Source organism: Streptomyces sp. NPDC050504, from assembly GCF_044458065.1.
In the GTDB taxonomy this organism is placed as follows: Bacteria; Actinomycetota; Actinomycetes; order Streptomycetales; family Streptomycetaceae; genus Streptomyces.
In genome coordinates, this window is the sequence record NZ_JBITHO010000006.1 from 140,852 (window position 1) to 155,240 (window position 14,389).

A 14,389-nucleotide genomic window follows, 5' to 3' on the forward strand; every position below is an offset into this window, starting at 1 on the left:
CGACGTGGGCCGGGAGGTCAGTCCGCCAACCGCAGCCCGTTGTCGAAGTCCACCCGCGCCAGTTCGGCGCGGGCCACGATGCCCACCTTCGGAAAGACGTTGGACAGGTGGTGGCCCACCGTCCGGGGGCTGATCAGGAGCTGGGCCGCGATCTCACGGTTGGTCAGGCCGTCGGCGGCGAGTTTGGCCACCCGCAGTTCCTGCGGAGTCAGCAGGGGCTCCCGGCCGTCACCGTACGGTTGGGGGCGGGACAGGCGCTGACCCGTCAGTTCCTGCTCGTGCAGGGTCCGCGCGAGCAGGGGGGCGGCACCGAGCCGCTCGAACACCTCCGCCGCTTCTGCCAGCTGCACGCGCGCGTCGGTCCGCCGACGGGCCCGCCGCAACCACTCGCCGTACAGCAGACGGGTGCGGGCGTGCGCGAAGGGGTGCCGCGGCGCACCCGGAACCGCCAGGGCCCGTACGAACAGCTCCTCCGGGTCCCCATCGGCCAGCAGTGCCCGACCGCGCCACGCCGCCGCCACGGCCCAGGCCGCCCCGGTGCGCTCCGCCCACTCCGTCAGGCGCCCCAGGGCGTCCGCTCCCCGCTCCGGACGGCCCGTGCTGCTCGCCGCTTCCACCGTGTCGGCGGCCGCGAGCAGCGCGAACGTCGTGTGCGCCGCCCGGTGCCCCGGTTCGGCCAGCCGTACGAGGATCTCCAGCGCCTCCTGGGAGCGTCCGGCGAACAGGGCCGCCATGCCCCGGTTCCAGTAGGCGGCGGCCGTCAGCGCACGCACCCCGCGCGGCACCGACAACTCCATTGTTCTGGCGGCCAGTTCGGCGACGGTGGCTTCGTCGCCCCGCAGGGCGGCCAGCCACCCGAGGGTGTTGCGGCACTGCGAGGCGGCGTGGTCGGCACCGATTTCCTCGGCCGTGCGCAGGGTGTCGGCGGCGTTGGCCTCGGCCTCCGTCCACCGCCCGCGCACGATGTCGATCGTGGCCGTCTGCGGGACGGTCAGCACCAGGGGACTGACCTCACCCGTCCGGCGCAGCACCTCAAGCTCCCTTTGGTACGCCCTGGCCAAGGGCTGCTCCACGCCCCAGGCCACGGCCAGTGGCGCGGGCGGGATCAACCGCCAGGACGCCTGGGCGAGTCGGGCGAACGCCTCGTCGGCAGGGGGCAGCACGCCGGTGTCCGGCCCGTCGCCCCACCACCTGCCGATCAGGGGCAGGAGGTCCGCCTCGGCGGGCCGCGCGTCGTCCGCCAGTTCCTCCAGTCTGCGCAGCGCCTCGGCCTGGCGCTCGGCGGAGCCGCCCGACCAGCCGGCCCGTACCGCCAGGCACGCCAGATGCACGGCCTTTCGCGGATCGGCCACCGAGCGGGTGGCGTTCAGCAGCAGCCGGTGCGCCTGTTCCTGGTCGCCGTGCGCGAACTCGATGATCCCCCGCAGTCCTTCGCTCTCGCGCACCACCGACTCCGTGTCCGACAGACGGCCGGCCCGGTCGAGCAGCTCACGCGCCGCACCGACCTGCCCGTCCCCCCAGGTGGCCAGCGCCCCCAGCGCGTACCGCCGGGCGGCGTCCGCGGACGCGGGGGACAGCTCGGCCGCCCGGCACAGCGCCCGCGCGGCCGACGCGTAGCCGCCCCGGGTCCAGCCGTTGCGCGCGCAGTGCTCCAGGAGCGCGGCCACCTCCTCGTCGGCCGTGTCGGCCGCGGCGGCCAAGTGCCAGGCCCGCAGGTCGGTGCCGTCCGCAGCCCGCAGGGCCTGTGCGAGTGCGCGGTGCACCGGCTGCCGCCGGGCGAACGGGGCTTCCTCGTACACGACGGCGGCCAGCAGGGGTGTCCGGAACCGTATGCGCCCGTCGGCGACCAGGAGGAGCCCGGAGCGCATCGCCTCGTCCCAGGCGGTCGATCCGACCCCGAGCGCGGTCGACGCCTCCCGCACCGTGCGGTGGTCCCCCAGGTCCTCGGCCGCCGCGACCAGCAGCACCGTCCGAGCGCACGGGGAGAGCCGGGCGGCGCGCGCCCCGAAGACGCGCCTCAGACGAGGGCCGACCGGCACGCGTTCCATCGCCTCACCCGACTCACCGGAGTCTCCCGCGAACGGCAACTCGCGCAGTGCCAGGGGGTTTCCGGCCGCAAGCCGAACCGTGCGGTGCACGTCCTGCCCGTTCGCCCCCGGCCTGGCGTGGCGTACGAGGTCTCCGGCGTCGCCCTCGGGCATCGCGGTGACTTCCAGGCCGGGCAGCAGTTCCCAGCGGCTGTCCGTCGCGGGGTCGTTGTGTCCCGCGAGCAGCAGCGCGACCGGCTCGGTGCGCAGTCTGCGCACGACGAAGGACAGGCACTCGGCCGTCGGCTCGTCGAGCAGTTCCGCGTCGTCCACGGTGATGAGCACCGGCTTCTCATTGGCGAGTTCGGAGAGCAGCGTGAGGGTGGCCACTCCGATGAGGAAGCGGTCCGCGGTTTCCTTGCTGTGCCCCAGCGCCCCGTGCAGCGCGGCCGCCTGCGGCGCGGGCAGCGCCTCGATCCGGTCCGCCGCGGGCCAGAGCAGCTCGTGCAGGGCGGCGAAGGCCAGCCCTGACTCCATCCGGGTGCCGCGACAGCTCAGGACCGTGAAGTCGGTCGCGGCGGCGGTCGTGTACTCCAGCAGAGCGGTCTTCCCGATGCCGGGGTCTCCCCAGAGCATCAGTGCCGACCCCGTGCCCTTCCGTGCCGAGTGAAGGAGGCTGTCGAGCTCCGTCTTTTCCTTGCCGCGACCAAAGAGAATCATTTCTTGCCATCCGTGCAACATCGTCGTCCGCCTGTCCGACCACCCTGGTCGGCTCGGTCAACGGGTCTGCAACAGGTGGTAAACGCAGATGCCACGGGCCCCGCGTACGAAGCCCGCCCCGGTGCACCTCCTGCGAGGTGCACCGGGGCGGGCTGACTGTTGGAGAGTGTGCGGGTGATCGGGTCGGGGGGTGGGTGCGGCCGGGTTCTTCCGCCGCACGCGTGGCTACAGCGTGCGGGACAGGCTGTCGGTGAGCAGCCTGGTGAAGCGCGCCGGGTCGGGAAGGTCGCCCCCTTCGGCGAGCAGCGCGCTGCCGTACACCAGCTCGGCGATCTCCGCCAGTGCGGGATCGTCGGCGTTGGCGTCGTGCGCGGTGCGCAGGGCGGTGATCAGCGGGTGTGCGGGGTTGAGCTCCAGGATCCGCTTGACGGTGGGCAGCTGCTGCCCCATCGCCCGGTACATCTTCTCCAGGGTCGGGGTCACGTCGTGGGCGTCACCGACGATGCACGCCGCCGACGTCGTCAGGCGGGACGACAGCCGGACCTCCTTGACCTGCTCGGACAGGGTGGTGGCCAGCCACGGCAGCAGGGCCGCGAAGTCCTCCTCGTGCCTGGCCTTCTCGGCGTCGGCCTCCTGGTCGCCGTCGGCGGACCCGTCGAGGTCGACCTGGCCCTTGGCGATGGACTGCAGACGATGGCCGTCGAAGGCGGGAACCCGGTCCACCCACACCTCGTCGACGGGGTCGGTGAGGATCAGGACCTCGTACCCCTTGGCGGTGAAGGCCTCCATGTGCGGGGAGTTCTCCACCATCGCGCGGGTCTCGCCGGTCAGGTAGTAGATGGTGTCCTGGCCGTCCTTCATCCGCTCGACGTACTGGCGCAGCGTGGTGGTCTCCTCCGGGTCGCGGGTGGAGGCGGCCGACACCAGTTCGAGCAGGGCCTCGGTGTTGTCCGCGCCCTCGACCAGGCCTTCCTTCAGCGCCCGGCCGAACTGCGCCCACACCTTCGCGTAGCGCTCGGCGTCCTTGGACTGCATGTCCTTCAGGGCACCGAGGACCTTCTTGACCAGGCGTCGGCGTACGGCTTGGATCTGGCGGTCGTGCTGGAGGATCTCGCGGGAGACGTTCAGCGACAGGTCGTGGGCGTCCACGACGCCCTTGACGAAGCGCAGGTAGTCGGGCATGAGCGCTTCGCAGTCGTCCATGATGAAGACCCGCTTGACGTACAGCTGCACGCCGCGCTTGGTCTCGCGGGAGAACAGGTCGAAGGGCGCCTGCGAGGGGATGAACAGCAGCGCCTCGTACTCGAAGGTGCCCTCGGCGCGCATGTGGATCGTCTCGGCCGGGGGCAGCCAGTCGTGGCTGATCTGCTGGTAGAACTCGTTGTACTCGTCCTCGCTCACCTCGCTGCGCGACTTGGCCCACAGCGCCTTCATCGAGTTGAGCGTGTCGACCTCGCTCGTGGTCGCGCCCTCGGCGTCGGTGCGCTCGGTGGCCATCCGGATCGGCCAGCGGATGAAGTCCGAGTACTGCTTGACGATCTGGCGGATCTTCGTTTCGGCCAGGTAGTCGGCGAGCCCGTCCTCGCTGTCGACGGGCTTGAGGTGCAGGGTGACCGAGGTGCCCGCAGGCAGGCCGTCGACCTCCTGGAGCTCGTAGGTGCCCTCGCCGTCGGACTCCCATCGGGTGCCGGATTCGGTGCCGGCCCGCCGGGTGCGCAGGGTGACCTTGTCGGCCACCATGAACGCCGAGTAGAAGCCGACGCCGAACTGCCCGATCAGGCTCTCGGCCGCTGCGGCGTCCTTGGAGTCCTTGATCTTCTCCAGCAGGCCCGCGGTACCGGACTTGGCGATCGTGCCGATCAGCTCCACGAGCTCGTCCCGGGTCATGCCGATCCCGTTGTCGCGGACGGTCAAGGTGCGGGCGTCCTCGTCGACCTCCAACGCGATGTGCAGGTCGCCGGTGTCGATCCCGCCGAGGCCCGGGTCGGTCAGCGATTCCAGCCTCAGCTTGTCCAGTGCGTCGGAGGCGTTCGAGATCAGCTCGCGCAGGAAGATGTCCTTGTTCGAGTAGATCGAGTGAATAACCAGTCGGAGCAACTGGCGGGTCTCGGCCTGGAATTCCAGCGTCTCGACACTGCTGCCCATGTGGGTCTCTTTCTGTGGGAACGTCGTGAACTGATGGGACGCGGGCCGAGACGGGCGGTAGCCCGCCGTCGGCGTGGTTCGGGGCGGAGCGGGCCGGGCCGCGCCCGCGCTTCGCGGCTCCCCCGGGCGGGGGTCAGCCATCGCCGACTGTCGCCGTGAGCCGGCCGTCGAGGGCGTCCAGGGACGCGGCGAGGTCGGTGTGGCGGGTGTCGAGGTAGGGGCGCATGCCGGTCAGCGGAGAAAGGAGCTCGGCCACGTCGGTGGCACCGAGGGCGGCGTGCAGGGCGGCCTGGGCAGGGCGCGCTTCGGGCGCGAGGTGGGCGAGCGCGGCGATCTGTCCGGCGAGGCGGCGCAGATCGGCGGCGTTGGCGCGGGCCCAGGTAGCGGCGGCGCGCTCGGCGGCCCTGGCCCTGCGGGTGGCCGTCACGCGCTGCTCGCCGGTGGTGCCCACGGCACCCCGGCGGCCGCGCAGGTACCGGCGTTCGGCTGCCTGTCGGCTGGCGACGCCGAGGGGACCGGCGAGGTCGGCCCAGCTGGCGCCCGCCTCGCGGGCCGTCTCGATCAGGCCGGTCTCCCAGCCCGCGAGCTGCTCGCGCACCTGCCGCAGCAGCATCAGGGAGGCGAGTGCCTGCTCGGGGCCGGGACCGGCGGCGTCGGAGTTCTCGTGCCGGGCATCGCGCAGGGCGCCGTCGATCGCGGCGAGGGCCGCCGCGGCGGCGAGGAAGGACGCCGGGCCGGGTGCGTCGACGCCGGCCGCGGACGGCTGGTCGGCTGCGGTCACGAGCTCCCCCTCGGATTGGTCATCAGGCCGATGACACCATACTTGTCGTCCATTGGATGACGTATCGCAACGATGTCCGAGAAGCGCCCCGGAAATGACGGACAGGAGACGGGACGTCGAGCGAACGGGCGTGGCCGTACGCCGGCCCCTGCCCCTGCCCCTGCCCCTGCCCCTGCCCCTGCCCCTGCCCCTGGGAGCACGCCTCGCGGGCCGGTGCCCGTCTAGTTGCGCGTACGGCTCCGAGAATCGGATTCGGCTTCGTCAGGATCCGTTACGAGAGCGGCCACCGTCCGGCCACGGGCAGACGCTTGCCCGCGTCGACACCGCCCGGCCGGCCGGATCGAGGACCAGGGTGACGAGACACGGACGGGCGGACAGGCCGGTGAGATACGGGGCCAACTCCAGCAGCCCCTGAGGGTGGGCCGGGAACAGCGTGCGGGCGGACACGAACAGCGCCAGTTCCAAGGGTCCTTCGGCGGCCCAAGCGACGCTGAGGCCCAGGCGGCGGCCCGACAGTCGGCGCACCCCGTCGGGCAGGCTCTCCTCCAGCCCGCGCAGTGCCTCGGCGTGGCCGGTCGCACGGAGGAAGGGAAGTAGGTCGCCGAGGCCATCGGCAGTCAGCCGGAAGTACAGCTCGGTCCGTTGCCGGGCCGGCTCCGCACCGAGCATCCGGGGAATCGTGCCGTACGGCAGCCGTGCCAGCCCGGACGCCACGCGCTCCGGCAGGGGCAGGCCGGGCGGCAGCGCCGACAGTCGACCGCCGGGGTGGCAGGCGGCCGCAGCCGGTGACGTGCCGGACGGCCCGGAGGCGGCCCGGCCGCCCCGGGGGACGGCCTGGCCGGGCGCCGTGGGCTCGGCGGTCAGCTCGGTGTACACCTTGAGGCGGTCCCCGCGGCCCGCGATCCACGCGCCGAACCGCAGGTCCCGCCCCGCCTGGTGGGAGACCAGCGCCTGCCGGGTGGCGGAGGGGAGCGGGGATCCGGTCCTGTCGAGCAGGCGCAGTGCCCGGTCGAGCCGGGCGGGTTCCGGTAGCTCCGGACCGGCCACCTCCGCGGACCACTGCCATGTCCGGTCGGGCAGTACGGTCACCTCGACCGGGAAGCCCGACGGGGTGAGCCGGCTCCACGAACCGGCCACCTCCGGCCACGCGCTCGCCTCCAGCCGGGCCACCGCTTCGTCCAGCGCCCTGGGCAGTCGGCGCTCCGTCGGTCCGGACGGGCGGGCGGCCCCCCGGCCGGCCACGACGTCAGCCGCCCCGGTGCCCGCCAGCGGGGCGACGAGCGACTCCACGGCGGAACGGATGCCCGGAGCGTGGACGTCGGGCGGTGTCATGCCAGGCCGATCCCGATGATGGTCTCCTCACCGTCCACCGGCGCGTGCTGGACGAGGCGACCGTCGGCGGTGACGACGGTGACCCTGTGCCGGAAGGAACGACGGGCCGGGTCGAGCAGTGCCACGCGCAGGGGCACAGGTTCGGTGGCTGTGCCCGGAATGTCGATCCGTTCCGTCCGGTCGTAGGAGTTCGCCGGGTCGTGGTACTCGACGTCGAGGAACGCCTCCCGGACCTCGCCCGGTCCGAACAGCGGCACGGCGCGGATGTCCAGCGCGTCGGTGAAGGGGTCGTCCACGGGCAGGAACGTTGCCTCGCCGGTGAACGGGGCGCCGGTGCGGGAGGTGCCGTTCCTGAGGTGGTGGGTGAACCTGGCGGTCCAGCCGCGTCGCGCCGGGTCGCTCAGCCGCAGCCGCCACAGCTGGGGGTCCCCGCCGGGCACCACGCGGAAGGTGTCGGTGCGGGCGAAGGCCGCCCCGTCGTCGTAGTCGAGCCGGACGTCGATCGCCTCCACGATCCCGGCGTCGATCCGGCCCGGGAACACCTTCAAGGCTAGGAACCCCAGGTCGTCGCCCGGGTCGACGGTCAGCGTCCGGTCGAGGCTGGCCCGCGGCGGCAGCTCGTAGCCGAGCTTCTCGCCGACCCAGCCGGAACCCGCGTCGAAGTGGTACTGCACCCCGACCCGGAAGCCGAGGTCGTACGCCGCGTCCAGGAAGGTCTCGAACCGTTTCGGGCCCCGGTCGTTCGCGGTCAGCCGGAACTCCTCGTGCCTGCGGTGAGCGGCGTCGGCGGGGTCGCCGTAGTCGATGGACACCTCGGCGGAGGAGAGGCCGACGCGCTCGAAGTCGGCCGGGGAGACGATGTCGACGGTCAGTTTGCGGAAGAACGGGTCGTCCAGGTCCACGTCGATGAGACGGCTGTTCTTGTCGGGCAGCCGGTCGAGCAGCAGGCCGATGAAACCCTGCGGCGCGTAGGTGCGCTGCACGGCCTTCTTCCGGTCGTAGACGAGCTTGAGCGTCTTGCGCTCTTCCTGACGGACGAACCTCAGCCGGAAGGACACCAGCGCGGGGACGGAACCGCTCTGCGGATTCGTGGGGTTCGTCGGATCGGTCGGGTCGGTCGGACGGGTGGGGTCGGTGGGGTCGGTCGGAGGGGTGGTCGGGCGGGGCTCGCGGGAGAGCGTGGCCTGGAGGGAGACGGCCTGGCCCGGCGCGGCCACCAGGCCGGTGATCTCGGCGACCCGGTCCTGGACCCGCTCCTCCTCCGGCTTGACCCCGCCCGCGGCCCGCCCCCGGCTGAAGCCCGCGGCCTGCGCCGCCGTGATCGCGGCCCGGTTGGCGATGATCCCCCTGGCGACGGCCAGCCGACGCTCCGACAGCCGCTGGTTCAGCGCGACGATGTTCGGCGCGTCGTTCCCGTCGTAGCTGGCGTGCGCGCTGACCGTCACCTCCTTGGCCCCTGACAGCCGGGCCAGCCAGGCGTGCAGGGCGGCCGCTCCGCCCGGCGGAGGGCTCTGGCCCGGCGCGGCGCTCTGGCTGAACCTGGGGTCGGGCGGGAGCGGGGAGTTCAGCAGGTACGAGGAGTAGACGGGGTTCGAGGAAGAAGGGGAGAAACCCTGCTCGTGCGGTTGGTCGAAGGTGAACAGCAGCTTGAACGTCTCGGTCACCGGGGCCGGGGCCGGCCAGCGGACGGTGACGGGATGCGTGGTGCCGGGCTGTACGTCCACGGTGATGTTCCCGCCGGCGTCGGCGCTGCGGGGCTGTCCGTCCACGGTCACCACCGCGCCCGCCGGGCCCTGCACGCGCAGCGTCTCGGTGGTGCCGGTGGCCGCCGGGGTGTGGCTCAACCCGTGCCCGGGTGGCAGGGGGTTGGGGCTGGTCGTGGTGGTGACGAGTTTGGCGGTGGGCAACGCTCCGGGGGCGCCGCCACCCGCAGGGGACCCGCCCCCGGTCCCGGTCCCAGCCCCCGTCCCGCCCCCGGTCCCGCCTCCGCCGGGTGTGCCGCCCCCGGTCGTCCCTCCGCCCCCGGTCGTCCCGCCTCCCGCGGGAGTTCCGCCGCCCCGGAGCTTCTTCAGGCGCTCCAGCACCGCGTCCAGGCCCTCCGGCGGATCGGCGCCCTTGAGCTTGCCCAGGTCCAGTGACGGCTCGAACCACTTGGACAGCAACTCGCTCTTGAAGAAGTCGAGGGCCCACTTCTCCTTCTCCTGGCGGTCCTGCGCGCTGTCGTAGTCGATCACGTTGATCTTGATGGCGCCGTCCTGCACGAGCTTCTCGAACCCGGCGTCGATACCGGCCCGCAGCCAGTAGATCTGTGCCTCCAGACCGGCGGAGAAGTGCGTGTAGACCCGCTCGAAATCGGCGGTGATCTCCACGTGCAGGTCGGGCGTGAGCGCGGAGTACTGCAGCTCGTAGATCACCCCGATCGGGGTGGCGCCCTTCTCGAACGCCTGCTTGAGGATGGTGGCGCCCTCCTGAGACAGGGCCAGCGAGAAGACGGCCGTCTCGTCGCCCACCAGGGACGGTTTGGTCGCGCCGAGGATCGTCGTGACGGGGACGAAGGCGCCGGGCGGGGGCTCGACGGTGGTCCCGCCGGGGCCCGAGAGGTTGAGCGCAACGCAGCGCACGGTGCCGGTGTCCACCGGTGCCGGAGCGAGTCTCGGCTCGGCGCCGCGGATCAGGCCTGCCGCTCGCGCGAGGATCCTCGCCCGGGTGGCGGCGGGGAGCGTCACCACCGACTGGAACATCAGGAATCCGCCGCCGGTGATCCCGGCGTCGCCCACGGCGGGCCGGTAGCGGATGAAGGTGAACGCCGGCGAGCCGTCCGGCAGCGTGCCCAGGGAGACCCTGGAGGGCAGGTACCAGAACTGGGTGGGGTCGGCGGAGTCCCTGAGTACTTGGACGCCGTCCTCTTCGAAGGTGTCGGAGCCGAGTTGCAGCACGGGGGCCTCCCGGGTCAGGTGGTCGCGGGGACGTTCACCACGTCGTCGTCGAAGCGGGTCCAGTCCCGCTCCTCGGAGAGTCCGTTGCGGAAGAACCTGCGGATCTTCAGCTCGTAGGAGTCCCGCGCGGGATCGACGAAGTCGAACTCGAACACGCTGGTCATGCCGGGACCGGTGAAGTCGACGGTGTCGGAGTACGACAGCCCCGCGACCGGGTCCTGCGCCCGCGCTTCGACGTGGACGCGCTCCAGCCCCTTGGCCGCGAAGTCCGCCGGCGAACGCAGGGTCACCGCACGGTGGCCGCGCAGGTCGGCCCGGACGAAGACGCGTGATCGCAGCGTGGTCGACCACGGCCCTTCGAACACGGTGGAGTCGCGCATCAGCAGCGTCATCCGGTAGCGGACCAGAGCGGCCCGCGGATCGACCCGGTCCACGACGAACGGCCGGACGACCGTGGTGTCCTCGCTGATCTCGATCGTGTCCTCGACGTGGACGCCGTGCGCCGCGTCCTCGTAGGAGAAGTCCAACCAGGCCCGTTCCACCTGGGTGAAGTCCAGTGCCTCCACGACCTCCACCCGGAGCCGCGCCGGGAACGGGTCGGCCACGTCCACCTGGGGCGCGGTCAGCGGGGCCGACGGCAGGACGTGGTCCCGCTGGTCCGCGCCCCGGTAGGTGATCTCGGCGAACACCGGGCCCGCGGGCTCGCCCACGAGGAACCTGTGCCAGGTCGCGTCCGGGCGCTCCGCGCTCAGCCGGACGACGTCGTCCTGGTGGATCCGGTGGGCCGGGTCGTCGTAGCGCAGCCGTACGTCGACGTGCGGGTACCGGTCGAAGGGGAACCCTGGTCGGGTCAGCAGGGGGACGGGCTCCTGCGCGAACAGGTCGCGCGGCTCGACGGCCACCGTGTCGCCCAGCACCCGGACCGGCTGGGAGGACAGCCTGCCGGGCCGTTCCCCGCCGTCCGCGGGCACCAGGTCCACGGTGAACGTGAAGTCCACCGGCTGGACCATCGCCCCGCCGGAGAGGGCCGAGGGCCAGGTCATCTCGCCCTCGGTGTGCTGGGCGTCCAGCCGTACCGTCTTGACGGTGCCGCCGTACGTCGCGGACGCGGTGAGGGACCGTACGGGATCGTGGACGAAGTCGGCCTGGGAGACGACCTTGAGCCGGCGCCGCTTGAACCACGGGTCGTCGGCGTCGACGCTGACGATCAGCCGGTCCGGGTCGAGTCCCGCGCCGAACTCCCTGAAGAGCCCGCTCAGATGTCCCTGCGGATAGATCGTGCGGCGCACGGTCGTCCGCTCCGACAGGTCCACGTCGAGCCGCTTCCTGTCCACCCGGTTGTAGTGCGTGCGCTTGTAGGTGAACGCACCCGAAGGGGTGCTGCGGCTCGGGGCGAACGCCCTGACCACCTCGCGCGCCCGGTCCCACCCGTCGGGCTCCTCGCGCAGCGGCGCGAGCGAGCTCTCGAAGAACGCGTCGGTGATCATGTCGCGGGCGCGGGCCGCGGCCGCGTCACGGCGCTGCGCGAACGTGCCGGTCTCGTCGTCCTCCGGTACGAACGTGTCGACCTCGTAGACGATCGCCCGCTCCTCCTCCAGGCGCTCCATCACGTCCTGGATCTGCAGCGAGTCGAACAGGCCCTCGTGCCCGAACGACGTGTCCAGGATGTCCTGCACCCGGTCCCAGTCGATGGAGAGCTTGACGTGGTAGGCCGGGCGCAGCGCGAGGTAGTCGAGGCTGTACACGACTCCGATGGGGGACAGTTCGCCGCGCATCGCCCGGTCCAGAACGGTCGTGCCGCGCTCGTCCAGCTCGACGGAGAACGCGGCCCTGTTGTCCCCGTACAGCGAGGGCTTGGCGGCGTGGCGGGCGGTCCGCACGAAGACCGAGCCGCCGCCCGTGCTCCCGCCGCCCTCGTCGCTGCGGCCGAACAGCATCAGCGACACCGACCCGTCGACGACCGGCAGCGGTGACACCAGCGGGGTCTGCGACAGGCCGGACAGGCTCTGCAACGAGGCTGTCACGTCGGCCAGTTCGGCCGCGGTCATCCCCAGGTGCACGTCGAAGTCGGCGAAGCCGCCGTTGAGGGTCTCCGAGCGGAATTTGACCAGTTGGAACGACGGCACCTCCACAGCGCCGTCCGCGCGGGTCACGAAGCGCGGTGCCAGCGGCATGCAGTAGAACTGCCGGGGGTCGGCGTGGTCACCGAGGATCAGCTTGTCGTCGATCCGGTAGTACGGGGGCTTCTCCTGGAGCATGTGCGCGGCCCTCTCAGGCGGGGTTCTCGATGATGAGGACCTCGTCGGTGCCCGCGCCCTGGGTGTGGTGCGGGGCGCCGCCGTCGAGCGGGAACAGGTCGGCCTGCCACTCGTAGCGCTTCAGCGTCCGGTCAAGCACGACCCGTTCGTAGGTCTTCTCCGCGTCACCCTTGCGGAAGACGAAGGTCTGCGTGTCGTCGATCTGGTTGCCGGGGTCCGTGTAGTGGAGCGTCACCTTCGCCAGCTTGGTGGCCGACCAGTCGATGAGGTCGGGCACCACGGTGACCGTCAGGGTGTCCGACGCGGGTCCCACGAGCAGCAGGGATCCGGTGAGCGTCTGCTCGCCCGAGTCCTTGTCGCTGCCGTCGCGGAACGTGGTGACGGTCCGCCAGGTGACCTTGCCGCCCCGCTCGTCGATCACGGGGAAGCGCCAGTCCACGAACCGCTTGTCCTTCGACAGGGCGACCGACTCGGTCTGCCGGTAGCCGTTGACCTCGTCGTCGTAGGACAGGTCCAGGAAGACGGTGTCCACCGAGCGTTCGAAGTCGCCCCGGGTGCGCACCTGGACCGTCCGGTTGGCGGAGAACGGGTCGTCCACGTAGAACCGCTGGCCGGTCAGGCCGCTCAGGTTGCGGACGAACTCGCGTCCGTCCTGCATGAAGTACTTGATCGATCCGCCGTACGGCTGGACGGGCTCCAGCAGTACCTCCTTGACGGCGAGCCCGGCCGTCTGCGCGTCGATCTGGAACCGCTGGACGAGCGGCGTGCCGTTCACCGGCGGGTGTTCCAGGGTCAGTACGGCCCGCCTGACCTGATCGAAGTTCATGTCGCCGAGCTCGACGTCGACCAGCCAGAGCCCCAGCTCGTCGATGTTGATGACCAGGTCGGTGGTCGTGTCGGTGACCCACGGGGAGGTGAACGTACGGCTTTCGCCGACGTAGTTGACCACGTACTGGTACTTGAACTCGGTCGATCCGCCGTCGGTGAACGCGGTGAACTTGCCGATGTCGTCGGGCTTGCGGAAGGTGAACGTCTGGATGCCGTTCCGCGCGGTGTGCGGAGGGTAGTCGATCTTCACTTCGACGCTGAAGATCGGGAGTTCCGCGAAGTCGGCGTTGACCAGGACGTTCAGGTTGAGCTGGCGGAAGAACGGATCGTCGGTGTCGATCTCGTCCATGTAGTCCGACCAGTTGTAGCCCTGGCTGGGCAGCGACTGCACGTTGTTCTGCGGGGACACGTCGATGCCGATCACCTGGTTCCTGGTCACCTCGATCCGCACGTCGGCGATCTTGTTGGTGGTGACCGCGCGGTGGATGTTCTCGAAGTCCTCCTCGCGGTACTTCGAGAAGTCCCGGTTCTCCGGCGGGATCGTCTCCAGCAGGTTCCGCTTGACCGCGTCGTCGAGCTGCTGGCCGACCGAGAGCTCCAGCGCGGTCAGCATCTTGGCGACCTCCGGGTCGGTGACCTCCAGCGTGCCGGGGTCGGAGAACACGCGACGGGACTCGGAGTTGAAGAAGAGCTCGTCGACCTTCTCGCTGAAGTCGTCCTCGGACCAGAAGTTCTCCTCGAAGTCCACGTCCTGGACGAAGCTGTAGAACTTCTGGGCGGTCCAGGTGCCGGTCACCGTGACCGGAGGCACCCGGCCCGCGAAGTGCAGGTGGTACTCGACACGGACGCCGCCGATGCCCTGCCCACTCATCACCCCCTCGAAGATGGGCGCGCCCAGCTGGGTCAGCTCGGCGGAGATCGCCACGACGTTGTTGCCGTACATCGACGGTGTCCCGGCGTGGTTGACCTTCTGCACCGACGCGCCGCTGTTCGACAGGATCTCCACGACGACGCTCGCCTTCGTCACCGCGGGCTTGGAGAGCGTGACCTGCTCTGGTCCGACGGGCGGGACGCCCGGCCCGCGTCGCGCGGTGACGTGCTGGGCGAACCGGACGCGGACGGCCTGGTCCTGTTCCGGGGACAGCGCCAACTCGACGTCCATGAACACCATTCCGGCCCCGACTTCGCCGTTCGGCAGCGGTCTGGCCGTGCGGTACTTCACGAACTTGAACAGCGCCCGTCCGCCGGTGTCCTTGCGCAGCACCACGTTCTTCGGCAGGACGTAGCCCAGTGTGTCGTCGGTGTCGTCCAGGTAGACGACGGCGTCGGGGAGGTCGAGCGCTCCGAGGAACTGCAGCATGT

7 protein-coding genes are annotated in these 14,389 nt (G+C 71.3%); all 7 read right to left on the reverse strand.

From position 1 onward, the window contains the following. Positions 1-17: 17 nt before the first annotated feature. The 7 genes from ACIBNE_RS23390 to ACIBNE_RS23420 all read right to left on the reverse strand — a co-directional run bounded on the left by ACIBNE_RS23390 (position 18) and on the right by ACIBNE_RS23420 (position 14,387). Positions 18-2,768 (reverse strand): AAA family ATPase, encoded by a 2,751-nt coding sequence (locus ACIBNE_RS23390; protein WP_399274501.1) that lies wholly within the window; start codon positions 2,766-2,768, stop codon positions 18-20. A 204-nt stretch (positions 2,769-2,972) separates the two neighbouring features. Beyond that, entirely contained in the window at positions 2,973-4,892 is a 1,920-nt protein-coding gene (gene htpG, locus ACIBNE_RS23395; protein WP_399274503.1) for a molecular chaperone HtpG, read from the reverse strand. A 133-nt stretch (positions 4,893-5,025) separates the two neighbouring features. Next, the gene (locus ACIBNE_RS23400) at positions 5,026-5,673 is read right to left on the reverse strand and encodes a type III effector protein (RefSeq protein WP_399274504.1); all 648 of its coding nucleotides are present in this window, start codon (positions 5,671-5,673) and stop codon (positions 5,026-5,028) included. 261 nt (positions 5,674-5,934) lie between these two features. Then, positions 5,935-7,005: a hypothetical protein gene (locus ACIBNE_RS23405; RefSeq protein WP_399274506.1), complete on the reverse strand. Its 1,071-nt coding sequence runs from the start codon at positions 7,003-7,005 to the stop codon at positions 5,935-5,937. After that, on the reverse strand, positions 7,002-9,941 hold the full coding sequence (locus ACIBNE_RS23410) for a hypothetical protein (RefSeq protein ID WP_399274508.1): 2,940 nt from the start codon (positions 9,939-9,941) through the stop codon (positions 7,002-7,004). Before ACIBNE_RS23410 ends, ACIBNE_RS23405 begins: the two co-directional genes overlap by 4 nt. A gap of 14 nt (positions 9,942-9,955) precedes the next feature. Continuing rightward, positions 9,956-12,199, reverse strand: a complete 2,244-nt coding sequence (locus ACIBNE_RS23415; RefSeq protein WP_399274510.1) for a hypothetical protein — start codon at positions 12,197-12,199, stop codon at positions 9,956-9,958. Positions 12,200-12,212: 13 nt separating this feature from the next. Next, a complete protein-coding gene (locus ACIBNE_RS23420; RefSeq protein ID WP_399274512.1) occupies positions 12,213-14,387 on the reverse strand; it encodes a hypothetical protein in 2,175 nt (724 codons plus the stop codon). Between the last annotated feature and the right edge of the window lie 2 nt (positions 14,388-14,389).

Coding starts and splice junctions, on each gene's coding strand:
- ACIBNE_RS23390 (WP_399274501.1), bottom strand. CDS start 2,768: ATGTTGCACGGATGGCAAGAAATGATTCTCTTTGGTCGCGGCAAGGAA.
- htpG (WP_399274503.1), bottom strand. CDS start 4,892: ATGGGCAGCAGTGTCGAGACGCTGGAATTCCAGGCCGAGACCCGCCAG.
- ACIBNE_RS23405 (WP_399274506.1), bottom strand. CDS start 7,005: ATGACACCGCCCGACGTCCACGCTCCGGGCATCCGTTCCGCCGTGGAG.
- ACIBNE_RS23415 (WP_399274510.1), bottom strand. CDS start 12,199: ATGCTCCAGGAGAAGCCCCCGTACTACCGGATCGACGACAAGCTGATC.
- ACIBNE_RS23420 (WP_399274512.1), bottom strand. CDS start 14,387: ATGCTGCAGTTCCTCGGAGCGCTCGACCTCCCCGACGCCGTCGTCTAC.